The organism is Nocardia inohanensis NBRC 100128 (assembly GCF_001612945.1).
In the GTDB taxonomy this organism is placed as follows: Bacteria; Actinomycetota; Actinomycetes; order Mycobacteriales; family Mycobacteriaceae; genus Nocardia; species Nocardia inohanensis.
Map to the genome: position 1 here is coordinate 653,395 of NZ_BDBK01000008.1, position 18,044 is coordinate 671,438.

23 protein-coding genes are annotated in these 18,044 nt (G+C 68.3%); 10 read left to right on the forward strand and 13 right to left on the reverse strand.

Annotated features, from left to right (window positions below):
- Positions 1–150: 150 nt before the first annotated feature.
- From NI1_RS18740 to NI1_RS18760, 5 genes are all read left to right on the forward strand, one after another.
- Entirely contained in the window at positions 151–357 is a 207-nt protein-coding gene (locus tag NI1_RS18740) for a hypothetical protein (protein ID WP_067822670.1), read from the forward strand.
- 100 nt (positions 358–457) lie between these two features.
- Positions 458–1,336: a serine hydrolase gene (locus NI1_RS18745; protein ID WP_439957276.1), complete on the forward strand. Its 879-nt coding sequence runs from the start codon at positions 458–460 to the stop codon at positions 1,334–1,336.
- 197 nt (positions 1,337–1,533) lie between these two features.
- Positions 1,534–2,982, forward strand: a complete 1,449-nt coding sequence (locus NI1_RS18750; RefSeq protein ID WP_084523390.1) for an NAD(P)/FAD-dependent oxidoreductase — start codon at positions 1,534–1,536, stop codon at positions 2,980–2,982.
- Positions 2,983–3,078: 96 nt separating this feature from the next.
- Positions 3,079–4,053, forward strand: coding sequence for a hypothetical protein (locus NI1_RS18755; RefSeq protein ID WP_067821951.1), 975 nt, complete (start codon positions 3,079–3,081; stop codon positions 4,051–4,053).
- Positions 4,054–4,260: 207 nt separating this feature from the next.
- The gene (locus NI1_RS18760; protein WP_067821953.1) at positions 4,261–5,037 is read left to right on the forward strand and encodes a hypothetical protein; all 777 of its coding nucleotides are present in this window, start codon (positions 4,261–4,263) and stop codon (positions 5,035–5,037) included.
- A 117-nt stretch (positions 5,038–5,154) separates the two neighbouring features.
- Here the strand turns inward: NI1_RS18760 and NI1_RS18765 are convergent, their stop codons facing one another.
- Both NI1_RS18765 and ureG read right to left on the reverse strand, forming a co-directional pair.
- Positions 5,155–5,805 carry an urease accessory protein UreD gene (locus NI1_RS18765; protein ID WP_067821954.1) on the reverse strand — a complete coding sequence of 217 codons (651 nt, stop codon included), beginning with the start codon at positions 5,803–5,805 and terminating at the stop codon, positions 5,155–5,157.
- Between the two features lie 41 nt (positions 5,806–5,846).
- Positions 5,847–6,554, reverse strand: a complete 708-nt coding sequence (ureG, locus tag NI1_RS18770) for an urease accessory protein UreG (RefSeq protein WP_067821958.1) — start codon at positions 6,552–6,554, stop codon at positions 5,847–5,849.
- A gap of 259 nt (positions 6,555–6,813) precedes the next feature.
- Between ureG and NI1_RS18775 the strand changes: the two genes are divergently transcribed.
- Positions 6,814–7,317, forward strand: a complete 504-nt coding sequence (locus NI1_RS18775) for a hypothetical protein (protein WP_067821964.1) — start codon at positions 6,814–6,816, stop codon at positions 7,315–7,317.
- Here the strand turns inward: NI1_RS18775 and NI1_RS18780 are convergent.
- Positions 7,301–7,531 carry a hypothetical protein gene (locus NI1_RS18780; RefSeq protein ID WP_067821966.1) on the reverse strand — a complete coding sequence of 77 codons (231 nt, stop codon included), beginning with the start codon at positions 7,529–7,531 and terminating at the stop codon, positions 7,301–7,303. The two genes, NI1_RS18775 and NI1_RS18780, sit on opposite strands and share 17 nt — an antisense overlap.
- Before the next feature lie 229 nt (positions 7,532–7,760).
- Between NI1_RS18780 and NI1_RS18785 the strand changes: the two genes are divergently transcribed.
- Positions 7,761–8,288, forward strand: a complete 528-nt coding sequence (locus tag NI1_RS18785) for a GNAT family N-acetyltransferase (RefSeq protein WP_067821968.1) — start codon at positions 7,761–7,763, stop codon at positions 8,286–8,288.
- Here NI1_RS18785 and NI1_RS18790 read toward each other — a convergent pair.
- Together NI1_RS18790 and NI1_RS18795 are read right to left on the reverse strand one after the other, a co-directional pair.
- Positions 8,283–8,915, reverse strand: coding sequence for an urease accessory protein UreF (locus NI1_RS18790; protein ID WP_067821970.1), 633 nt, complete (start codon positions 8,913–8,915; stop codon positions 8,283–8,285). The genes NI1_RS18785 and NI1_RS18790 overlap by 6 nt on opposite strands.
- A gap of 97 nt (positions 8,916–9,012) precedes the next feature.
- Positions 9,013–9,900 carry an SDR family NAD(P)-dependent oxidoreductase gene (locus NI1_RS18795; RefSeq protein WP_245663287.1) on the reverse strand — a complete coding sequence of 296 codons (888 nt, stop codon included), beginning with the start codon at positions 9,898–9,900 and terminating at the stop codon, positions 9,013–9,015.
- Positions 9,901–10,016: 116 nt separating this feature from the next.
- On the opposite strand from NI1_RS18795, the gene NI1_RS18800 reads away from it, so the two are divergent.
- Positions 10,017–10,955 (forward strand): hypothetical protein, encoded by a 939-nt coding sequence (locus NI1_RS18800; RefSeq protein ID WP_067821980.1) that lies wholly within the window; start codon positions 10,017–10,019, stop codon positions 10,953–10,955.
- 4 nt (positions 10,956–10,959) lie between these two features.
- Here the strand turns inward: NI1_RS18800 and NI1_RS18805 are convergent, their stop codons facing one another.
- Entirely contained in the window at positions 10,960–12,456 is a 1,497-nt protein-coding gene (locus NI1_RS18805; RefSeq protein ID WP_067821982.1) for an MFS transporter, read from the reverse strand.
- A gap of 122 nt (positions 12,457–12,578) precedes the next feature.
- Here NI1_RS18805 and NI1_RS18810 point away from each other — a divergent pair, with 122 nt between their 5' ends.
- Both NI1_RS18810 and NI1_RS38000 read left to right on the forward strand, forming a co-directional pair.
- Positions 12,579–13,250: a TetR/AcrR family transcriptional regulator gene (locus NI1_RS18810; RefSeq protein WP_067821983.1), complete on the forward strand. Its 672-nt coding sequence runs from the start codon at positions 12,579–12,581 to the stop codon at positions 13,248–13,250.
- 233 nt (positions 13,251–13,483) lie between these two features.
- Positions 13,484–13,657 (forward strand): VOC family protein, encoded by a 174-nt coding sequence (locus NI1_RS38000; RefSeq protein ID WP_157535187.1) that lies wholly within the window; start codon positions 13,484–13,486, stop codon positions 13,655–13,657.
- On the opposite strand, the gene NI1_RS18815 is transcribed toward NI1_RS38000, so the two are convergent.
- The 7 genes from NI1_RS18815 to NI1_RS18845 form a co-directional block, all read right to left on the reverse strand.
- A complete protein-coding gene (locus NI1_RS18815; RefSeq protein ID WP_067821986.1) occupies positions 13,654–14,064 on the reverse strand; it encodes a YchJ family protein in 411 nt (136 codons plus the stop codon). The two genes, NI1_RS38000 and NI1_RS18815, sit on opposite strands and share 4 nt — an antisense overlap.
- A gap of 18 nt (positions 14,065–14,082) precedes the next feature.
- The gene (locus NI1_RS18820; protein WP_067821989.1) at positions 14,083–14,289 is read right to left on the reverse strand and encodes a hypothetical protein; all 207 of its coding nucleotides are present in this window, start codon (positions 14,287–14,289) and stop codon (positions 14,083–14,085) included.
- Between the two features lie 3 nt (positions 14,290–14,292).
- Positions 14,293–14,961, reverse strand: a complete 669-nt coding sequence (locus NI1_RS18825) for an O-methyltransferase (RefSeq protein WP_067822674.1) — start codon at positions 14,959–14,961, stop codon at positions 14,293–14,295.
- A gap of 88 nt (positions 14,962–15,049) precedes the next feature.
- The gene (locus NI1_RS18830) at positions 15,050–16,771 is read right to left on the reverse strand and encodes an urease subunit alpha (RefSeq protein WP_067821990.1); all 1,722 of its coding nucleotides are present in this window, start codon (positions 16,769–16,771) and stop codon (positions 15,050–15,052) included.
- Positions 16,768–17,079, reverse strand: a complete 312-nt coding sequence (locus NI1_RS18835) for an urease subunit beta (RefSeq protein ID WP_067822677.1) — start codon at positions 17,077–17,079, stop codon at positions 16,768–16,770. Before NI1_RS18835 ends, NI1_RS18830 begins: the two co-directional genes overlap by 4 nt.
- A 5-nt stretch (positions 17,080–17,084) precedes the next feature.
- Positions 17,085–17,387, reverse strand: coding sequence for an urease subunit gamma (locus NI1_RS18840; protein ID WP_067821992.1), 303 nt, complete (start codon positions 17,385–17,387; stop codon positions 17,085–17,087).
- A gap of 92 nt (positions 17,388–17,479) precedes the next feature.
- The gene (locus NI1_RS18845; protein WP_067822679.1) at positions 17,480–17,893 is read right to left on the reverse strand and encodes a PaaI family thioesterase; all 414 of its coding nucleotides are present in this window, start codon (positions 17,891–17,893) and stop codon (positions 17,480–17,482) included.
- Positions 17,894–18,044 lie beyond the last annotated feature (151 nt).

Here is an 18,044-nt window from a genome sequence, read left to right on the forward strand (position 1 = left end):
TGCAAACACCGGGTGCCCCGGCTCGCCGGGTGACACCCGCCACACGCCTCGGATTTGCTAGGGCGCGTCACTGGGGAATTCGACTGTGGTATGCGACAGTGCCTTTCGGGTGGAGGCCGGAAAGTGGTAGTGAAAGGCTGGTTAGCGTCGATGTCTGCGTCGGTGATTCCCCTGGTTCCCAGAACCGGTTTCACGGTCCGCCGAGTCGGTGAGCGCTGGGAGCTGATCAACTCGCGCCACTACGGGCGCGGCGTCGTATTGGCCGCTTGGCCGCGCGACCATCACACCGAGGCGTTCGAGCACTGCTATCGCCTCAACGGGCGCAGCATCGAAGAACTACGCGCGGCTTTCCGCTAGGACATCGAAACCCCGTGCGCGAGCGTCGATTCGATAACACACGAGGTATCTGAGCTCAAGACGTGCAAAGCACCCTTTGTGATGTCTATTGTGTCTCTTCGTGCGTTCTCCGATGGCCCGGCGCGTGGCCACCTCGACCTGTGTCCTCGCAGCGGCGGTATTGATCCCGGCTGCCCCGGTATTCACCCTGAACGCGGAAGCCCAGCCGGTGGCCACCCAGGGCTGCCTGCCGGGCTTCGACTGCGATATGTCCAATCGCATCACCGCGGCCGACAACTATCTGCGCTCGCGCCCCGGCGTCACCGGTTATGTACTGCGCGACCGGGTGAGCGGCGGCATTTACCGGAATGGCAACGCGGACACCATGTTCTGGACCGCCTCCACCATCAAACTGGCGATCGCGGAGGATCTGCTGAATCGCGCCCGGGTGGGCGCCATCAACCTGGACGGCGGGGACCGCGCCCTGCTCGAGTCGATGCTGGCAACCTCCAACGACCATGCCGCCGACGTGCTGTGGAACAAGTACGCGGGCATCGATCGGATGTCGTTCAACAACGCCTTCCGCGCCAACGGCATGTCCGGATTGGTGCCGCTGCCGCCGACCACCACCATCGAGCAGACGAAGCTGTTCCCGGACTGGGGTTTCCAGCAGTGCAGCCCGGCCGACCTGGACCGGCTGATGGACGACATCCTGACCCGCATGCACCCCGACGACCGCGCCTACCTGATCGATCGCATGCGCCGGGTGGACACCAACCAGCACTGGGGCGTGTGGGGTGCGGGCGCGTCGATGAACCCCGGCCTGAAGAACGGCTGGTCCAACGAGGTCGGCGGCTGGGTGGTCAATTCGGTCGGCTTCGCGGGCCCGAACGAGCGCTACACCCTCGCCATCATGACCGAGCAGGGCAATGAGGGCGGCTACGTGGAAGGCTCCGAAACCACCACGCAGCTCGCCAAACTCCTGCTCGCCGGGCGCTGACCGGTCTCGGTACCGACACGACCGTTCGCGACGATCACGACATTCCACCCTGACCGACCGTCCATATTGTATTTTCGGGGTAGTTGTCGTGATCGTCCGTTTTCCGATTGGTCCTGATTGGTCCTCGTGCCTCACGCCCTACTACCCTTGGGCGTGAAGTGTCGTAGTTTCACCGTCTGGCTAGGAGCAGGGACTAGATGAACGCCGATAAATCCGTCGCACAGCGCCATCGGGTGGTGGTGATCGGGTCCGGTTTCGGTGGCCTCTTCGCCTGCAAGCACCTGCGCAAGGCCGACGTCGACATCACCCTCATCTCCAAGACCTCCACGCACCTGTTCCAGCCACTGCTGTACCAGGTGGCCACCGGCATCCTGTCGGTCGGCGAGATCGCGCCCGCCACCCGCATCGTGCTGCGCAAGCAGGAGAACGTGCGGGTCATCATGGGCGAGGTCAACGATATCGACCTCGACGGCGGCACCGTCACCTCGCGACTGCTCAACTCCGACACCGTGACTCCGTTCGACTCGCTCATCGTCGCCACCGGCGCGCAGCAGTCGTACTTCGGCAACGATCACTTCGCCACCTACGCGCCCGGTATGAAGACCATCGACGACGCGCTGGAACTGCGCGCGCGCATCCTGGGCTCCTTCGAAGAGGCCGAACTCGCCACCGACCAGGAGACGCGCGACCGTTTCATGACCTTCGTGGTCGTGGGCGCGGGCCCCACCGGCGTCGAATTGGCCGGGCAGATCGCCGAACTCGCCGACCGCACCCTGGACGGCAGCTTCCGCAATATCGACACCCGCGACGCGCGCGTCATCCTGGTCGAGGGCGCCGGCGCGGTGCTCGCGCCGATGGGCCCCAAACTCGGCAGCAAGGCGGCCAAGCGGCTGGAGAAGATGGGCGTGGAGATCCAGCTCAACGCGATGGTCACCAACGTGGACGCGCGCGGGGTGACCATCAAGGAGAAGGACGGCTCCGAGCGGCGCATCGAGAGCGCCTGCAAGGTCTGGTCGGCCGGCGTGCAGGCCAGCGAACTGGGCAAGATCCTCGCCGAGAAGTCGAAGGGCACCGAGATCGACCGGGCCGGGCGGGTCGTGGTCGAGCAGGATCTGACCATCAAGGGCTACCCGAACGTCTTCGTGGTCGGCGACCTGATGTCGGTGCCGGGCGTGCCCGGGCAGGCGCAGGGCGCGATCCAGGGCGGCACGTACGCGGCCAAGGCCATCAAGGCCGAGGTGAAGGACGGCCAGAAGCCCGAGGAGCGCAAGCCTTTCAAGTACTTCGACAAGGGTTCGATGGCCACCGTGTCGCGCTTCAACGCGGTGTGCCAGGTCGGCAAGCTGGAGTTCTCCGGCTTCTTCGCCTGGCTGGCGTGGCTGGGCCTGCACCTGTGGTACCTGGTCGGCTTCCGCAGCCGGTTCGTCACCGTGCTCGAATGGTTCGTCTCGTTCCTGGGCCGCCATCGCGGGCAGATGGCCGCCACCGAACAGTGGGTGTTCGCGCGGCTCGCCCTGGAAGCGCTCGACGATCCGGACGAGGCGCGGGAACTGCACAAGCAAATCGGCGGCGAATCCCCAACGGGCAACGGCAAATCCGTGGCGAACAGTCCGACCGGTCAGCCCGCGGAGAAATCCGCGAGCTGACACGCCGACGTCACCGGGCGGCAAGTCCCGACCAATCCGGCACACCGGCCGGATCCGAATGTCGAACATCCATCGACATTCGTAGAAAGGTCATCCATGGGCAAACGCCAACCGGTTGATCAGATTTCGCCGCGCAAGCGGCGCCTCGGTTCCCTCGCCATCGCGGGCGCGCTCCCGCTGGTCGCGGCCTTCGGTAATACCGGAAACGCTGCGGCGGAAACGGTTTCGCCGGACGAGACCCAGCCCGCCATGGTGGAGAACCAGGCTCCCCAGACCCAGCCGGGGGTCACCCTCGACACCCCGTTCGGGCAGGTCACCGTGCCGGTGCCGCAGGCGCTCGCCGACGGTGCGCAGAACTACCTGGAGAACACCACCCCCACCGCGCTCGGCGTGGAGGGCAAGGCCGCCCAGGCCATGGCCGCCGAACCCGGCGCCATGACCGACCCGGCCGCGGCGACCGTGGTCCGGGTGGGCCGCAACTCCGCCACCGGCGTGCGGGACATCCCCAATGCGCCGCTGGCACCGGTCGATACGCAGAACCTGCGCTCGCCCGATCCGCTGCGGGCCGCCGAGGTGGCGCCCATCGCGGCGCCCGAGGGCAAGCTGCGCTTCGGTGACACCCAGGTCGACATCCCGACCTGGCTCACCGCCGAGCAGGCCGCTCAGGTCAATGCCGTGGCCGCGGCCGCGGAGGCCGAACTGGCGCAGACCCTGGATTCGGCGGGCTTCGAGCCCAGCCGGTCCGATCGCATCGCGGCCCAGACCGTCGGCACCGCCGCCGTCGGCGCGGCGGTGGGTGTCGGGGCGGCCGCGCCGGTCGAGGCCGTCGCACTGGTCATGGGCGGGTTCGTCGGGGCCATGGTCGGCACGCCGTTCGCGCCCGCCGGCTGGGTCTTCGGCCCGGCCATCGGGGCCACCGCGGGCGTGTCGCTGGTCGCGGTGCCCGCCGCTGCCGTGGGCGCGACCATCGGCGCTGCCGTGGGTGCGGTCAACGGTTTCACGGCTCCGGCCACCGAGGGCGCGCCGGTTGCGAACACCGCCGCGGCCGCGGACGAGACCGTCGCTTCCTGACGTCGTAGCAACACCTCCGTCGTATGACGGCGATTCAGCCAGGGCCGGGGCCTCTTCCAGGGGTCCCGGCCCTTTTGGGTGAATTTCCCAGCAGTTGGCTAACTTTCGGCAAAAACAAACCTTTCGGGTCTTCCGGACGCATACCAATCCAGGTGACCGACGGGTCCGAATGTCGGGCGTCGATGTTCCCCGGAAGAAAGGTCGTGCATGGCCGCAGGTAAGCACCGAGCCCTCAACCCGCATCGCAACAAGGTCGGCAACGTGGTGGCAGCGGGAGCGGTTCCGCTAGTCATGGCGATCGTCGGAACCGGAGCCGCCAATGCGGCGCCGGCCCAGCCGAATGCGGTCACGGCTCACGACGACGCACCCCAGCAGTGGCCGGCGGCCGACGCGCCGAACGTGATGCCATACGAGGGCCTGCAAATCCCCAACGACACCAAGAGCTCCATCCAGTGGTCGCGTGCGATCCCGGACAAGAGCTACTTGGCCCCGGTGGGTGTGCTGCATCCGCCGGTCCCCGTGGCGCCCGTGCCACCCATCGCCCCGCCTCCCGGCAAGTTCCGCTTCGGCGATGTGCAGGTCGATGCCCCGAACTGGATCGATTCCGAACAAGCGATCCAGATCAATGACAATGCCGCCCAGACGGAGGCGAACCTCGCCACCTTCCTGGACTCCATCGGCATGGAGCGCAGCCGATCCGACCGCATCGCCGGGCAAACCGTCGGCACCGCGGCCATGGGTGCGCTGGCCGGAGCGAGTTCGGCGATGCCGTTCGCGCTCACCTCCGCCACCGTCGGCGCGGCCGTCGGTCTGGTGGTCGGCCTGCCGTTGTTCCCCGTGGGGCTGGTCGCCGGTCCGGCGCTCGGCGCGGCGGCGGGTGCGGCGGTCATCACCGTGCCGGCAGCGGTCGCGGGTGCGGCGATCGGGGCCGCGGTGGGTGCGGTGAACGCGTTCAACGCTCCACCACGTGTCGTCGCCAGCTGATTTCGGTCCGACGACCGTCGCTCATTGCAGCGGATAACCGCGCGGCGGGAACCGGGGGTGAGGTCCGGTTCCCGCCGCGCGGCTGTGCACGGGGTGAATGTGCACGAGGTGTAAACGCTAGACGCGCAACAGGGTTGCGGTGCGGGTGTAGAGCGAGCCGCCCGCGGCCAGGGGCAGTAGCGCCGCGTCCATCCCGGTGGTTTCGGCAGAGCGATCATCCGGATAGGTGAGAACGCTCTCCACTGCCCGCGGGGCCGCGAGGGCGTCGTCGGTCGCCGCGTCCGCGCCCAGGTCCAAACGGTGCCGGAGCAAGGGGATTTCGCCGAGATCGGCATCCAGCGTGCCGGACCAGTAGCCGTGCTCCTCGCCCGTGCGGCCGATCTGCACGCGCTCACGCAGCCGCAGTCGCGCGCCTTCGGCCAGCCGCACCGAGGTCAGGGTTTCATGCTCGGCGCCGCCCGCGACCACGGTCGGCTCGGGATCGAAATCCAGGGTGCCGCCCGCCGCGACCTCGAAATGCCAGCGGGCCAGCGATTTCAGGGTCTCCCGGCCCGGGAGTGCGATGGTCGCGGCCACCGAGCGCACGTTCAGGGTCGCGCCGGGGCCGACGATCACGAAGATGTCGAGCACGTCGCCGCCCAACGGCGTGGCAGCCGTGCCGATGAAATGCACGGTGTCCACGCCGGTGCGCCGCGCCGACAGCCCGCCCACCGCGTGAATATGCGGCAGGGCGCCGGCGGTCGCGGCGATTCGCAGCTCAGTCCGCACCGCGCGCTCCGATGCAGTCGATGCGACTACGCACCGGATGGTCAGTGCGAATGCGCAACGCCCGCATCCTGTTCGGCGGCCAGGCGCAGCTGCTCGCGAACCCACTCCAGCACCGGGGTGGCGGCCGGGTCCTCGGTCAGCGAGGTGAACACGAACGGGCGGCCCTCACGGACCTTGGTCGAATCCCGGTCCATCACGCTCAGATCCGCGCCGACCATCGGGGCCAGATCGGTTTTGTTGATGACCAGCAGATCCGACCAGGTGACGCCCGGGCCGCCCTTGCGCGGGACCTTGTCGCCGCCGGCCACGTCGACCACGAAGATCTGGGCGTCGATCAGGCCGGAGGAGAAGGTGGCGGTCAGGTTATCGCCGCCGGACTCCACCAGGATCAGGTCCAGGGGCGGGTTGGCCTCGATCAGGTCGTCGATGGCGTCCAGGTTGGCGGTGATGTCATCGCGGATGGCGGTGTGCGGGCAGCCACCGGTCTGCACGGCGGTGATGCGCTCGTCGGGCAGGACCGCATTGCGACGCAGGAAGTCCGCGTCCTCGGTGGTGTAGATGTCATTGGTCAAGACCGCGAGCGAGAGCTCGTCCCGCAGCTGCCGGCACAGGGCCGCCACCAGCGCCGTCTTACCCGAACCGACCGGTCCGCCGACCCCGATCCGCACCGGTTCACCGGGCGTCCGCTCCCGCTTGGGGCGGTCATGGCTGTGCTCGTGGGGTTCCCCGTCGATGAAATGAGGTGGCATGCACCCATCCTGTCCGATACACGTAAACCGCGTGTTACCCACCCCGCCGACCAGCCTCGATCAGATCGGCACGGTGTGTCCGACACCGCAGACCAGGGGTCATGGCAGCGACTCGTAAGCCCCGCTAACCTCGGAATCGGGACAATTCGCGGCGCGCACCCCCGCTCGATCCGGGCCGAGTCACTCCCCACGTCACCCACGGACGCGTGACGCCTGTTCGAAAGGTACGGCACCACAAAGCTTTTGGAGCTCACTGATCATGACAACACACAACGCACCCACCGCGACCTTCCACCCCCAGCCCGCGCCCGCCCCCGGAGCTCCCCCGGCGCCCACCACCTGGCATCAAGGCTCCCTCTGGTGGGACGCCAAATCCGTCCTGGTCACCCGGCCCATCGCCGAGAACTCCATCGCGACCACACCCCACCTCGTGGTCCCCGCCGAATACGGCCGCCTGGCCTTCGTCCTCTCCTCTCACGGTGCCGAGGCGCAACAGTTGGCATACAACGGCCGCGTGCTCATCCAAGCCGGTGACTGGCGAGGTCGTCCCGCCCTCGGCTCCCGCCAGCACTACGGCACCGCCCACATCGTCAACAACACCTACCTGGCCGCCCAGATCCGCGAGGGGATGCGCATCAAGTACGGCGCCCGCACCGCTTTCGCCCGCATGGCCCATCGCCTGGCCCACGGCGCGGTCCCCTACGGCGATCTGGTGGCGATCGTGGAACTGCACCCCCATCGCCCCCTCATGATCGGGTCCTGAGCGCTTCGCCGATCGAATCCAAGGTTTCGGGTTCGAACGGCCCGGGCAGCGTGATGGCCCGCCGATGGTCGGTAACCCGCCAGGCGATCAGGTCGTAGGTGCGGACGGTCTCCGGTTCGCCCGCACCACGCGCGACCATCGATCCCCGCGCGAAGTCGTTCGCCACCGCACGGCCCTCGGCGACGGCGGACAGCCGCGCGGCCAGCACCCGCATCGCATGCCGCCCGGCCGCCGACGACGTGCTGCCGTATGCCTCGCCACATGCGGTGACTCCGGTCGGGAGATATGTCAGGTGGACCGTCTGACCGGGTCCGCCCCAGCAGCTGTGCCTGGTGCAGTAGGTGTCGACGCGGATTTCGGACTCCGCGCGGCCGGAGCAAGGTAGCCAACTCCCCCGCCAGCTCGTTCGCCAACCACATCCGTCAACCGAGAAAGGTGGCAGCGTGATCGATTTCCAGCTCCTCACCCCCGACGACTGGCGGCTGTGGCGGCAACTGCGGCGGGAAGCGCTCACGGAATCGGCTGCGGCGTTCGGTTCGACGATTGCCGAATGGTCCGGTCCCGGGGACACCGAGCCGCGCTGGCGCGGACGGCTGGAGGCCATGGCGTTCAATATCGTGCTTCGTCTCGACGGTTCACCCGCGGGCATGGTGAGCGGCGATTTCCTGGAAGACGGCACCGCTGAACTGCGCTCGCTGTGGATCGCCCCGTTCGCACGCGGGCGAGGTGTGGGCGATGCCGCGGTGCGCGCCGTGGTGGAGTGGGCGAACTCCGGCACGGTCGCGCTGTCGGTGAAGTCCGCCAATGCCGCGGCGATCGCGTTGTACCGGCGTCACGGATTCGTCGATGCCGGCGTGTCCGCTGACGACAGCGGGGAACGGCGCATGGTCCGCGCCGGTGAGGATTTCGCGGGCGGCGGGGATCAGGGCGAGGTCATCGTGGCGATCCCGGGGCCTCGCGACCAATCATGAGGCGAAGAGCGGCATATCGCGGGTGAGGTGGCGTTCGGCGAGGACGTCTTGGAGGGGGTCGGAGAGGGTGGCGAGGGATTTGGTTGCCTCGTGGGCGGTTTGGTCGCAGACGGCGGCCAGCCGGATGGTGCAGGCTGCGACGGCGGCCGGGTCGAGCGCCAGCAGGCGTTGGGCGGCGGTGGCCGCGCCGGTCATGGTGGTGTAGACGACCACCGCCGCGATGTCCTGCGGGGATTCGGCGGAGACGGCTCCCACGACGCCGAAGACGGTCGAGAGGTGGGGGCGGGGACCGAGAGTGCGCCAATCCGCTTGAGGCCAGACCTGTTTGGCGAGGCGGAGCAGGCCGCGGCCCTGGGCGCGGGAGGCGGTGCGGGCCGAGGGGGATGGGGTGCGGGCGTCGGCTTCTTGTTCGGCGCGGGCAGGGGTGAGCGTGCCCGCGCAGACCGCGGCGGCGAGGGAGGCGGCGACCAGGCCGGAGGTGCGGATGCGGCGGCGGAGGTAGAGCTCGACGGTGGGGACGTCGCGCAGGAGACCGGAGGTGATGGCCTCCTCGACGCCGCCGGAGTGCACGTGGCCGCCGATGGGGAGGCGGGAGTCGGCGAGGGTGAGCAGGGTCGCCAGGCTCATGGGCGCACATCCGGGTCGATCACCGGTTGATCGTAATACCGGGTCGGTCACGCGGACCCGGTCGGTGGGTACGACCCGAGCCGACTGCGCGGCGGGCTCAGCGGCGGAAGCTGCGTTCCATGAAACGCTGGGCAGCGCCGCGGCGGAGTTCGGACCACGCTTGGACGGGACCGGTCCACCAGGGGGAGATTTCCAAGGGGCGCGAGACCACCGCGTGGCAGAGCAGGTCGGCCGCTTCGTCGGCAGTGAGGCCGGGGACGCCGCTGAAGTCGCTGGGGGCGCTCATCCGGGTGTGGACGAGCGGGAGGTAGACGGAGGTGGTGGTGAGGCCGTCGGCGGCGATTTCGGTGGCCACGGTGCGGAGCCAGACGTCGAAGGCGGATTTGGAGGCGCCGTAGGCGGCCCAGCGGGGAGCCGGGGGCATGCGCAGGCCCCAGGTGGAGACGTTGACGATGTGACCCTCGCGGCGTTCGCACATGCTCGGCAGCAGGGTGAGCAGCAGCCGGACGGGGCCCAGGTAGTTGACGTCGATGGTGCGGGTGAAATCGTGGAAGCGATCGTAGGATTCGTTCAGGGGGCGGCGAATCGACTTGCCCGCGTTATTGATCACGACATCGATGTGGTCGTGTTCGGCGAGCAGGGTGCGGCCGAGAGCTTCCACCGCCGCCATATCGCTGATGTCGGCCCGATACACGTGGGCGATGCCGCCGGCGGCGCGGATATCGGCGGCCACCTGTTCCAGGTCGTCGCTGCTGCGGGCCACCAGCAGCACGATCGCGCCCGCCGCGCCGAGCTTCTGGGCCGCGGCTTTGCCGATGCCATGCGAGGCCCCGGTGATCAGCACCACACGCCCGGATACGGCCTCGCGCAAGGTTTTCTCGCGCGGGCGGGAAGTGGGATAGAAGAGTCTGGTGGCCACTCGCTCGGCGAGGGGTCTGCCGTTGGATTCTGGATTCGCACTGCTCTGTGCCGAATTCTCAGTCACGGTAACGACTCTAATCCCCGCGCTGTTTCCCGTTGGCGAACTGAGTGGAAATACGCTGGGCGCGAAGCAATTCCTCGATCAGGATGTATTCCGGTGCACGGGGAAGGGGAACGAACATGGTGACACCGAATCCGGATCAGGTAACGCCGGAGCGGGTTTCGATCGCGGGCTGGATCGCGCGGGCGATCGCGATGGTGATCTTCGTACCACCGCGGCTGGTGTGGGAGGGCTTGAAACTGCTCGGCCGTATGTTCCGGGCGGGGCTGCGGTACTTCCTCGAAGAACTACTGGCCCCGCTGGCAAAGCTGTTCTGGTACTGGGTAATCCGGCCGATCTGGGCTTTCGCGAAGAACTATCTGTGGGGGCTGCTCATCCAGCAGTTGCTGTGGGGCATGGTGCTGACCCCACTGGGTGCGTTCCTGCTCGACTTCCTGCTGCGCCCGTTGAAGAAGGCCGTCGAGGAATGGTTGTGGCGGCGCATCCTGCTACCGGGATTGCGATTGCTGGCCTGGTCGCTGATGCAGATCGGCAGAGGACTGCTCTTCCTGGGCAAATGGCTGATCGTGGTGCCGCTGGTGTGGTTGTGGCGAGATGTGCTGCGGCCCGGCCTGACCTGGACCAACGCGTATGTGATCCACCCGTTCGACCTATGGGTGCGGAATCGGGTGCTGGCGCCGCTGGGCCGGGCGGTCCGCTGGAGCTTCGAGCAGATCGGCAAGCTGCTGGACCTGCTGGCCGCGGTCTTCGAATTCCTGGGCCGCTGGCTGATCCTCTGGCCGCTTCGGATGCTGTGGCGCTGGCTGCTGCGTCCGGTACTGCTCGCGCTCGGCGCGATCGTGGTGTTCGGCTGGCAGGTGGCCACCACCGTGGTGAACTACCTGGTGGTGATCCCCTGCCGCTACCTGTACCGAACTGTGCTGCAACCACTTCTGGCCCTGCTGGCCACGATCTGGACGGCGTGTGTGACGCGCCCGATCCGCTGGGTGCACCAGCGGATCGTCACGCCCTTGAACAAGTGGGCCGCCGAGGCGATCGCCACCGTGTTCGGCAACTGACCACTCAGTGCACCGGCCGCGCCGGCGCCTCGGTCCGTTCCGGGGTGCCGGTCCGCGCGAACGCGGCGACCAGCGCCATGATCGCCAGCAGGATCGCACCGGCGGTGGTCGCCACGTGCATACCGTCGACGAAGGATTCGCGCGCCGATTCGATCAGCGCCGAATTACCGCCGGCGTGCGCGATCGTCTCCCCCAGCGTGGACCCGAAGTCCCCGCCGTTGCGGAACACCAGCGCCGCGAGCGAACCCAGCAGCGCGAGACCCAGCCCGTTGCCGAGCTCGAAGCTGGTTTCGGAGATGCCGACCGCCGACCCGGCCCGCTCGGCCGGAACCGACGACACCGCGACCTCGGACACCAGCGTGAACGCCGTGCCCAGACCCGCGCCCGCGACCACGGAACCGGCGATGTACCAGCCGATTCCACCGTGCACGCCGACACCGAGGAGCATCAGGTTGCCGACCGCCGCCATGCCGAGCGCCAGCACGAACGCGCCGCGGGTGCCGAGCCAGCGCCCGATCCGGGCGCCGCTCATGGAGGTCACGAACACCACGACCGCCATCGGAATGCCGAGCAGCGCCGCCTGCAAGGCGTCCCGCCCGGTCACCGACTGCAAGTACGTGCTGGTCAGGAAGCTCATCCCGGCCAGCGCCAGCATGCCGACGGTGCTGGAACCGATTGCCACCGAGAACAATCCGCGCTTGAACAGGCTCAGATCCAGCAGCGGTTCCGCCAGCACCCGCTGCCGGCGCACAAACAGCACCAGCAGCAGCGCACCGATCAGCCCGATCCCGATCACCGGCGCGTCGAAGCCCTCGGCCGCGAAATGCTTCACCGCGTACACGATGGGCAGGATGCCGCCGATGGACAACCCCACGCTCAGCAGATCCAGCGGTCCGCGCCCGGCCGCCTTGTGCTCGGGCAGCAGCAGCGGCCCGAAGACCAGCAGCACCAGCAGCACCGGCGTATTGATCAGGAACACCGACCCCCACCAGAAGTGGTGCAGCAGTACGCCGCCGATGATCGGCCCGACCGCCGACCCGCCCGCGAAGAACGCGGTCCAGATGCCGATGGCGGTCGCGCGCGCCCGCGCCTCGGGGAACATGGTGGAGATCAACGCCAGGCTGGAGGGCAGCAGGGTCGCGCCGCCCACCCCCATCAGGGCGCGCGCCGCGATGAGCACGGCGGCGTTCGGCGCGAACGCCGCGAGAATCGAGGCCAGCCCGAACACCGTCGCTCCGGCGAGCAGGATATTGCGCCGCCCGATCCGGTCGCCCACATTGCCCATGGTGATGAGCAGTCCGGCGATCATGAATCCGTAGATGTCGAGGATCCACAGCTGCTGGGTGGCGGAGGGATCCAGGCTGTCGGTGAGCGTCGGCATCGCCAGATACAGCACCGACATATCCATCGACACCAGCAGTACGGGCAGCAGTAGCACTGCCAGACCGAGCCAGGCGCGACGCGAGGTGGTGGCATCTGAGCGTACGAGGGTGCTCGGCATCACTTATCCTTCCGGGCGAGCTTCGAATGTGGAGGCCGCCCGATCCGAGCGACGCGTACGACGTACGCAACAGCCGGGTACAGTGTACGCATTCCCGGCACCGGAAGGAAACTACTAAGCCGATGAGCGAGGCCAAGCTCACCCGGGCCGCCATTGTCGACACCGCCATCACCCTGGCCGACGAGGCCGGACTCGACGCGCTGTCCATGCGCCGGATCGCCGACCGCCTCGGCGTCGGCGCCATGTCGCTGTACCGGCACGTGCCCAACAAGGACTCCCTGCTGGCCGCCATGACCGACGAGGTCTCGCGGCGCAACCCGTATCCGCCCGCCGACGGGCAGGACTGGACCTGGCGGGACCGGGTGCGGATCGCCGCGGAGGTGGATTGGCGGCTGTATCAGGAACATCCGTGGGTGCTGTTCACCTTCGCGGTGCCGCGCTACAACTTCGGTGAGCACAGCCTGATCGTGCTGGCCTGGCTGGTGGAGGGCTTCCACGAACTCGGCGTGGACACTCGCGAGGCCACCCGCATGTCGCTGTCGGTGTGGAGTTACATTGCGGGCGTGGCACTTCAGCAGGTGAGCGCGCTACTACTTCCCAAACGCGATACCGATGCCGACGACGAACGCTCGGGCCTGACCGCCCTGCTCGACGGCGTACCGCTGTGGCCCACGCCGCCCGCGTTGACCACGTTGCACGGCACCGGCGGCTCGGATCTGCTGGATCCGCAGAGCCTGCTCGATTCCGGGTTGCGCGCCCTGTGTGACGGTTTCGAGGCGGCCGCTCGCGCCTGACCGGCGATGAATTCGGCCGCCGGGCCTCGTCTGTATCGATGCGCGGGCCGTGGTCCCGTCCGGGTGCATGTCCGCGCACGGCGCGGCCTACGGCGTCGCGCAGCCGATCACCGACCCCGGTTCGGAGTGCTGGGGCGAGGTACACAATCCGTGCTGGATCGAATACGCGGCGGCGCGAACACCTGCCGATGCGATGGCCTTCTACCGCACGGTATTCGGCTGGCACTACACCGATGCCGCGTGGGAGAACGCGGCGCGTCCAGAACGTCGATGCGATCATCGCGCGGGCGGTGGATCTCGGCGGCTCGGTCGTGCAGCCCGCCCGGGACATGCCCGGCCCGTCCCGCCTGGGTGTCATCGCCGATCCGTTCGGCGCGCCCTTGGCCCTGATATCGGTCGGCGGCTAGTCCTCGATTTCGCCGTCGAGGTACACCCACGCACCCCGGTCGCGGCGGAATCGGCTGTTCTCGTGCAGCTGACCCGCCGTCCCGTGGGCGCGATAGTGCGCGCGGAATTCGACGGTGCCCTCGGTATGGAAAGGTCCGCCGCCGGTGGAGCCGAGCACCTCCAGGCGGTCCCAGCGCAGACCGGGATCGAAATCGACGTCGGCGGGCCGGGTTTCGGGGTCCCAGCTACGCAGCAGATACCCCTCGTCTTGCACGGCGAAGGCGCTGAATCGCGAACGCATCAACTGCTCGGCGGTGCTCGCCTTCACCTCACCGCGATGCAATCGCCCACAGCAGTCCGAGTAGTTGGCGGGCAGTCCGCACGGGCACTCCACGGGTTCCGGGCGGGAATTGCGGCGCTTCGACATGCCGCCTATTCAACCGTGTCAGTGCGCGGCGGGGTGGGCCGCGGTGTCCGAAGCGCTGACGGTCGGCTGTGGTTCGACCGCACCGGTGCGCGCGGACGCCGGGTGGTCGGCGTCCCACATGATGGCGGCCAGCACGCCGACCACCAGGGCCAGGGTGGCGACCGGCGCGGCCACGACGGCGATGCCGCGCAAGGACTTCCGGGCCCGCGGGCGCGACCCGGCCACCGCTCAGTCCTGGTCCAGCACAATGCCGTAGGCGAAACCGTCCCAGCCCTTGCCGCCGACGGTCTGCAAGACGGTGGCGTCCAATCGCGGTTCGGCGGCGAACAATTCGATCACGTCACGGCTGGCCTGGACCGCGGCGTCGGTGGATTCCGCATCGGCGATACCGCCCTGCCGCACCACATTGTCGACGATGATGACCGACCCGGGCCGGGTCAGCTTCAAGGCCCATCGCACATAGTTGGCGTTGTTCACCTTGTCGGCGTCGATGAACACCAGATCGAAGGGCTCGGGCCGTTCGGTCTCGAGCACGGGCAGGCTGTCGAGCGCCGCGCCGACCCGAATCTCCACCCGATCCCCCACCCCGGCGCGGTCGAGGTTCTCGCGTGCCACCCGCGCGTGCTTCTCCTCGAATTCGAGCGTGACGACCTGCCCGCTCTTACCGGCCGCGCGCGCCAGCCACGCCGTGCTGTAACCACCCAGGGTGCCGATCTCCAGAATCCGCTGCGCCCGAATGGATTTCGCGAGCAGATAGAGGAACTTCCCCTGCGGCGGCGAGACGTCGATGGCGGGCAGCCCGGCCTCGGCGTTCGCCCGCAGGGTGGGCGCGTCCTCCTCGCCCACGAGGGTGTCCACGAGATAGCGATCGACTGCGGCCCAATCGGATGAGGTCATGATCGCAGTCTGCCCCCGCACCGGACGGGCTTCCAGCATTACGCGCACCGCGAGAGAATTCGCACATTCCCTCGCGGCGGCCGCGACCTCAGAACAGGAAGTAGCGCTGCGCCATCGGCAATTCGCGGGCTGGTTCCTCGGCCCACACTTCCCCGTCGATGCGCACGGTGAAGGTGTCGGGGTCGACCTCGATGCGGGGCATGGCCTCGTTGTTGGGCAGGTCGGCCTTGCCGCGTTTGCGGACGTTGGCGACCGGGACCAGTCTGCGGTTCACGCGCAGGCGCGAGGCCAGGTTGTCCTCGATGGCGGCCTCGGAGACGAAGTGCAGCGAGGTGCCGGCCGCGACCACCGGCGACGCACCGAACATGGGACGCGGCAGGACCGGCTGCGGGGTGGGGATGGAGGCATTGGCGTCACCCATGGCGGCCCAGGCGATCGCGCCACCCTTGATCACCGCGTGCGGGCGGACACCGAAGAACGCGGGTTCCCACAGCACCAGGTCGGCGAGTTTGCCAACCTCGATGGAGCCGATCTCGGCGTCGAGGCCGTGCGTAACCGCCGGGCAGATGGTGTATTTCGCGACGTAGCGCTGGACGCGGTTGTTGTCGGCCGCGCCGTCGCCGGGCAGTGCGCCGCGGCGGCGCTTCATGACGTGGGCGGTCTGCCAGGTGCGCATGACGACTTCGCCGATGCGACCCATGGCCTGGGCATCGCTGCCGATCATGGAGATCGCGCCGAGGTCGTGCAGCAGATCCTCGGCGGCGATGGTCGAGGGCCGAATCCGGCTCTCGGCGAACGCCAGATCCTCGGGGATGGACGGGCTCAGGTGATGGCAGACCATGAGCATGTCGAGGTGTTCGTCGAGGGTGTTGACGGTGTGCGGCCGGGTCGGGTTGGTGGAGCTCGGCATCACGTTGGCGTACGAAGCGACGGTGATGATGTCGGGTGCGTGGCCGCCGCCCGCGCCTTCGGTGTGATACGAGTGGATGGCCCGCCCGCGAATGGCCGCGAGGGTGTCCTCCACGAATCCGGCCTCGTTCAAGGTGTCCGAGTGCAGCGCCACCTGGACGCCGGAGGCATCGGCCACGGTGAGGCAGGCGTCGATGGCGGCCGGGGTGGTGCCCCAGTCCTCGTGCAGTTTGAAACCGCCCGCGCCGCCGCGCAATTGCTCCCACATGGCCTCGGCGCGCACGGTATTGCCCTTGCCGAGCAGCAGGATGTTCACCGGCCAGGAATCGGTGGCCTCGAGCATGCGGCCCAGATGCCAGGCGCCGGGCGTGACGGTGGTGGCCTTGGATCCTTCGGCCGGTCCGGTGCCGCCGCCGACGAGGGTGGTGATGCCGCCCGCCATGGCCTCGTCCAGGATCTGCGGGCAGATGAAGTGCACGTGACAGTCGATGGCGCCCGCGGTGACGATGCGCCCGTTGCCCGCGATGATCTCGGTGGACGGCCCAACCACCAGATCCGGATGCACCCCGGTCATGGTGTCCGGATTACCGGCCTTGCCGATGGCGCAGATCCGTCCGTCGCGAATCCCGATGTCGGCCTTGATGATTCCCCAGTAATCGACGATCACCGCACCGGTGATGACGGTGTCGGGCGTCCCCTCGGCGCGGGTGGCGCGCGCCTGTCCCATGGATTCGCGCAGTACCTTGCCGCCACCGAAGACCGCCTCCTCACCGGCGAGTCCCGGTCCGCCGCTGCGGTCCTCGGTGATCTCGATGAGCAGGTCGGTGTCGGCCAGGCGAATCCGGTCGCCGACAGTGGGCCCGAAGAGTTCGGCGTAGCGGGCGCGGGAGAGTTCCATCAGGCATCCAGCTTTCCGGGCGGGGTGAGGCTGATTCCGTGCACTTCGCGGGCGCCACCTAGGGGGACCAGCGAAACCCGCTGCCCCAGACCGGGTTCGAAGCGCACCGCGGTGCCGGCGGGAATGTCGAGGCGGCGGCCGTGCGCGGCTTCGCGGTCGAAGCGCAGCGCGGAGTTCGCCTGTGGGAAGTGCACGTGCGAGCCGACCTGGACCGGGCGGTCGCCGTCGTTCACCACATCGAGTTCGATGCGGTCCGCGCCGGGGTTGATTTCGATAGTGCCTTCGGCACAGAGGTATTCACCGGGAATCACGCGCGTCATCCGATCGGGTGGTGGACGGTGACGAGCTTGGTGCCGTCCGGGAAGGTGGCCTCGACCTGCACGTCGTGAATCATCTCCGGTACGCCGTCCATGACGTCGGCGCGGGTGAGCACGGTGCGCCCGGAGGCCATCAGCTCGGCGACGGTGCGCCCGTCGCGCGCCCCCTCCAGCACGTGATCGGTGATCAGCGCGATGGCCTCGGGATGGTTCAATTTCAAGCCGCGTGCCTGCCGCCGCCGGGCCAGTTCGGCCGCGTAACTCAGCAGCAGGCGTTCCTGCTCGTGCGGCGTCAAACGCATTCGGGCTCCTCACCGAGGTCGCGGGGCGGTCGCCGGTCATTCTGACACGCCCCGCGTTACCTCTATGTTTCGGCGAGTCGGCCGCGCCGAGTTCAGTTCTGAGCGGCCAGATTCTGCAACCGCACCTGCCCGCGCGCCACGGTCCGATCCTGCTCGTCGGTGATGACGACGACCCACAGCTGCTGCGAGCGCCCGCGATGGACCGGCGTCGCCTCGCCCCGCAGCACGCCCTCGCGCACGGCCCGCAGGAAGTCGGTGTTGTTGTTGACCCCGACCACGGTCCCGCGCTCCCCCAGCCAGCAGCTGCCCGCCACACTGGCCAGGGTTTCGATGACAGTGCAGTACACGCCGCCGTTCACGATCCCGGCGGGCTGGAACAGCTGCGGCGTGACGACCCATTCACCGGCGACCTTGTCCGGTCCCATCTCGGTGAACTTGAGCCCGATGAGGTCGGTGAAGGTGCCCTCGCTGAACTGGTTCATCAGCTCGGGGGTCACGTCGGCCATCGACTTGATCGCCGAGAAATCTTGATCTGCCATGCGATCCACACTGGCACGCCCCCGCACCCCGGCCCCGCCGGACCCCCACCTCACCACTCCACACTTGCAAGTTAGGTAAGCCTGACCTACACTGAACTCGGCGTACGGATCGAGCGAG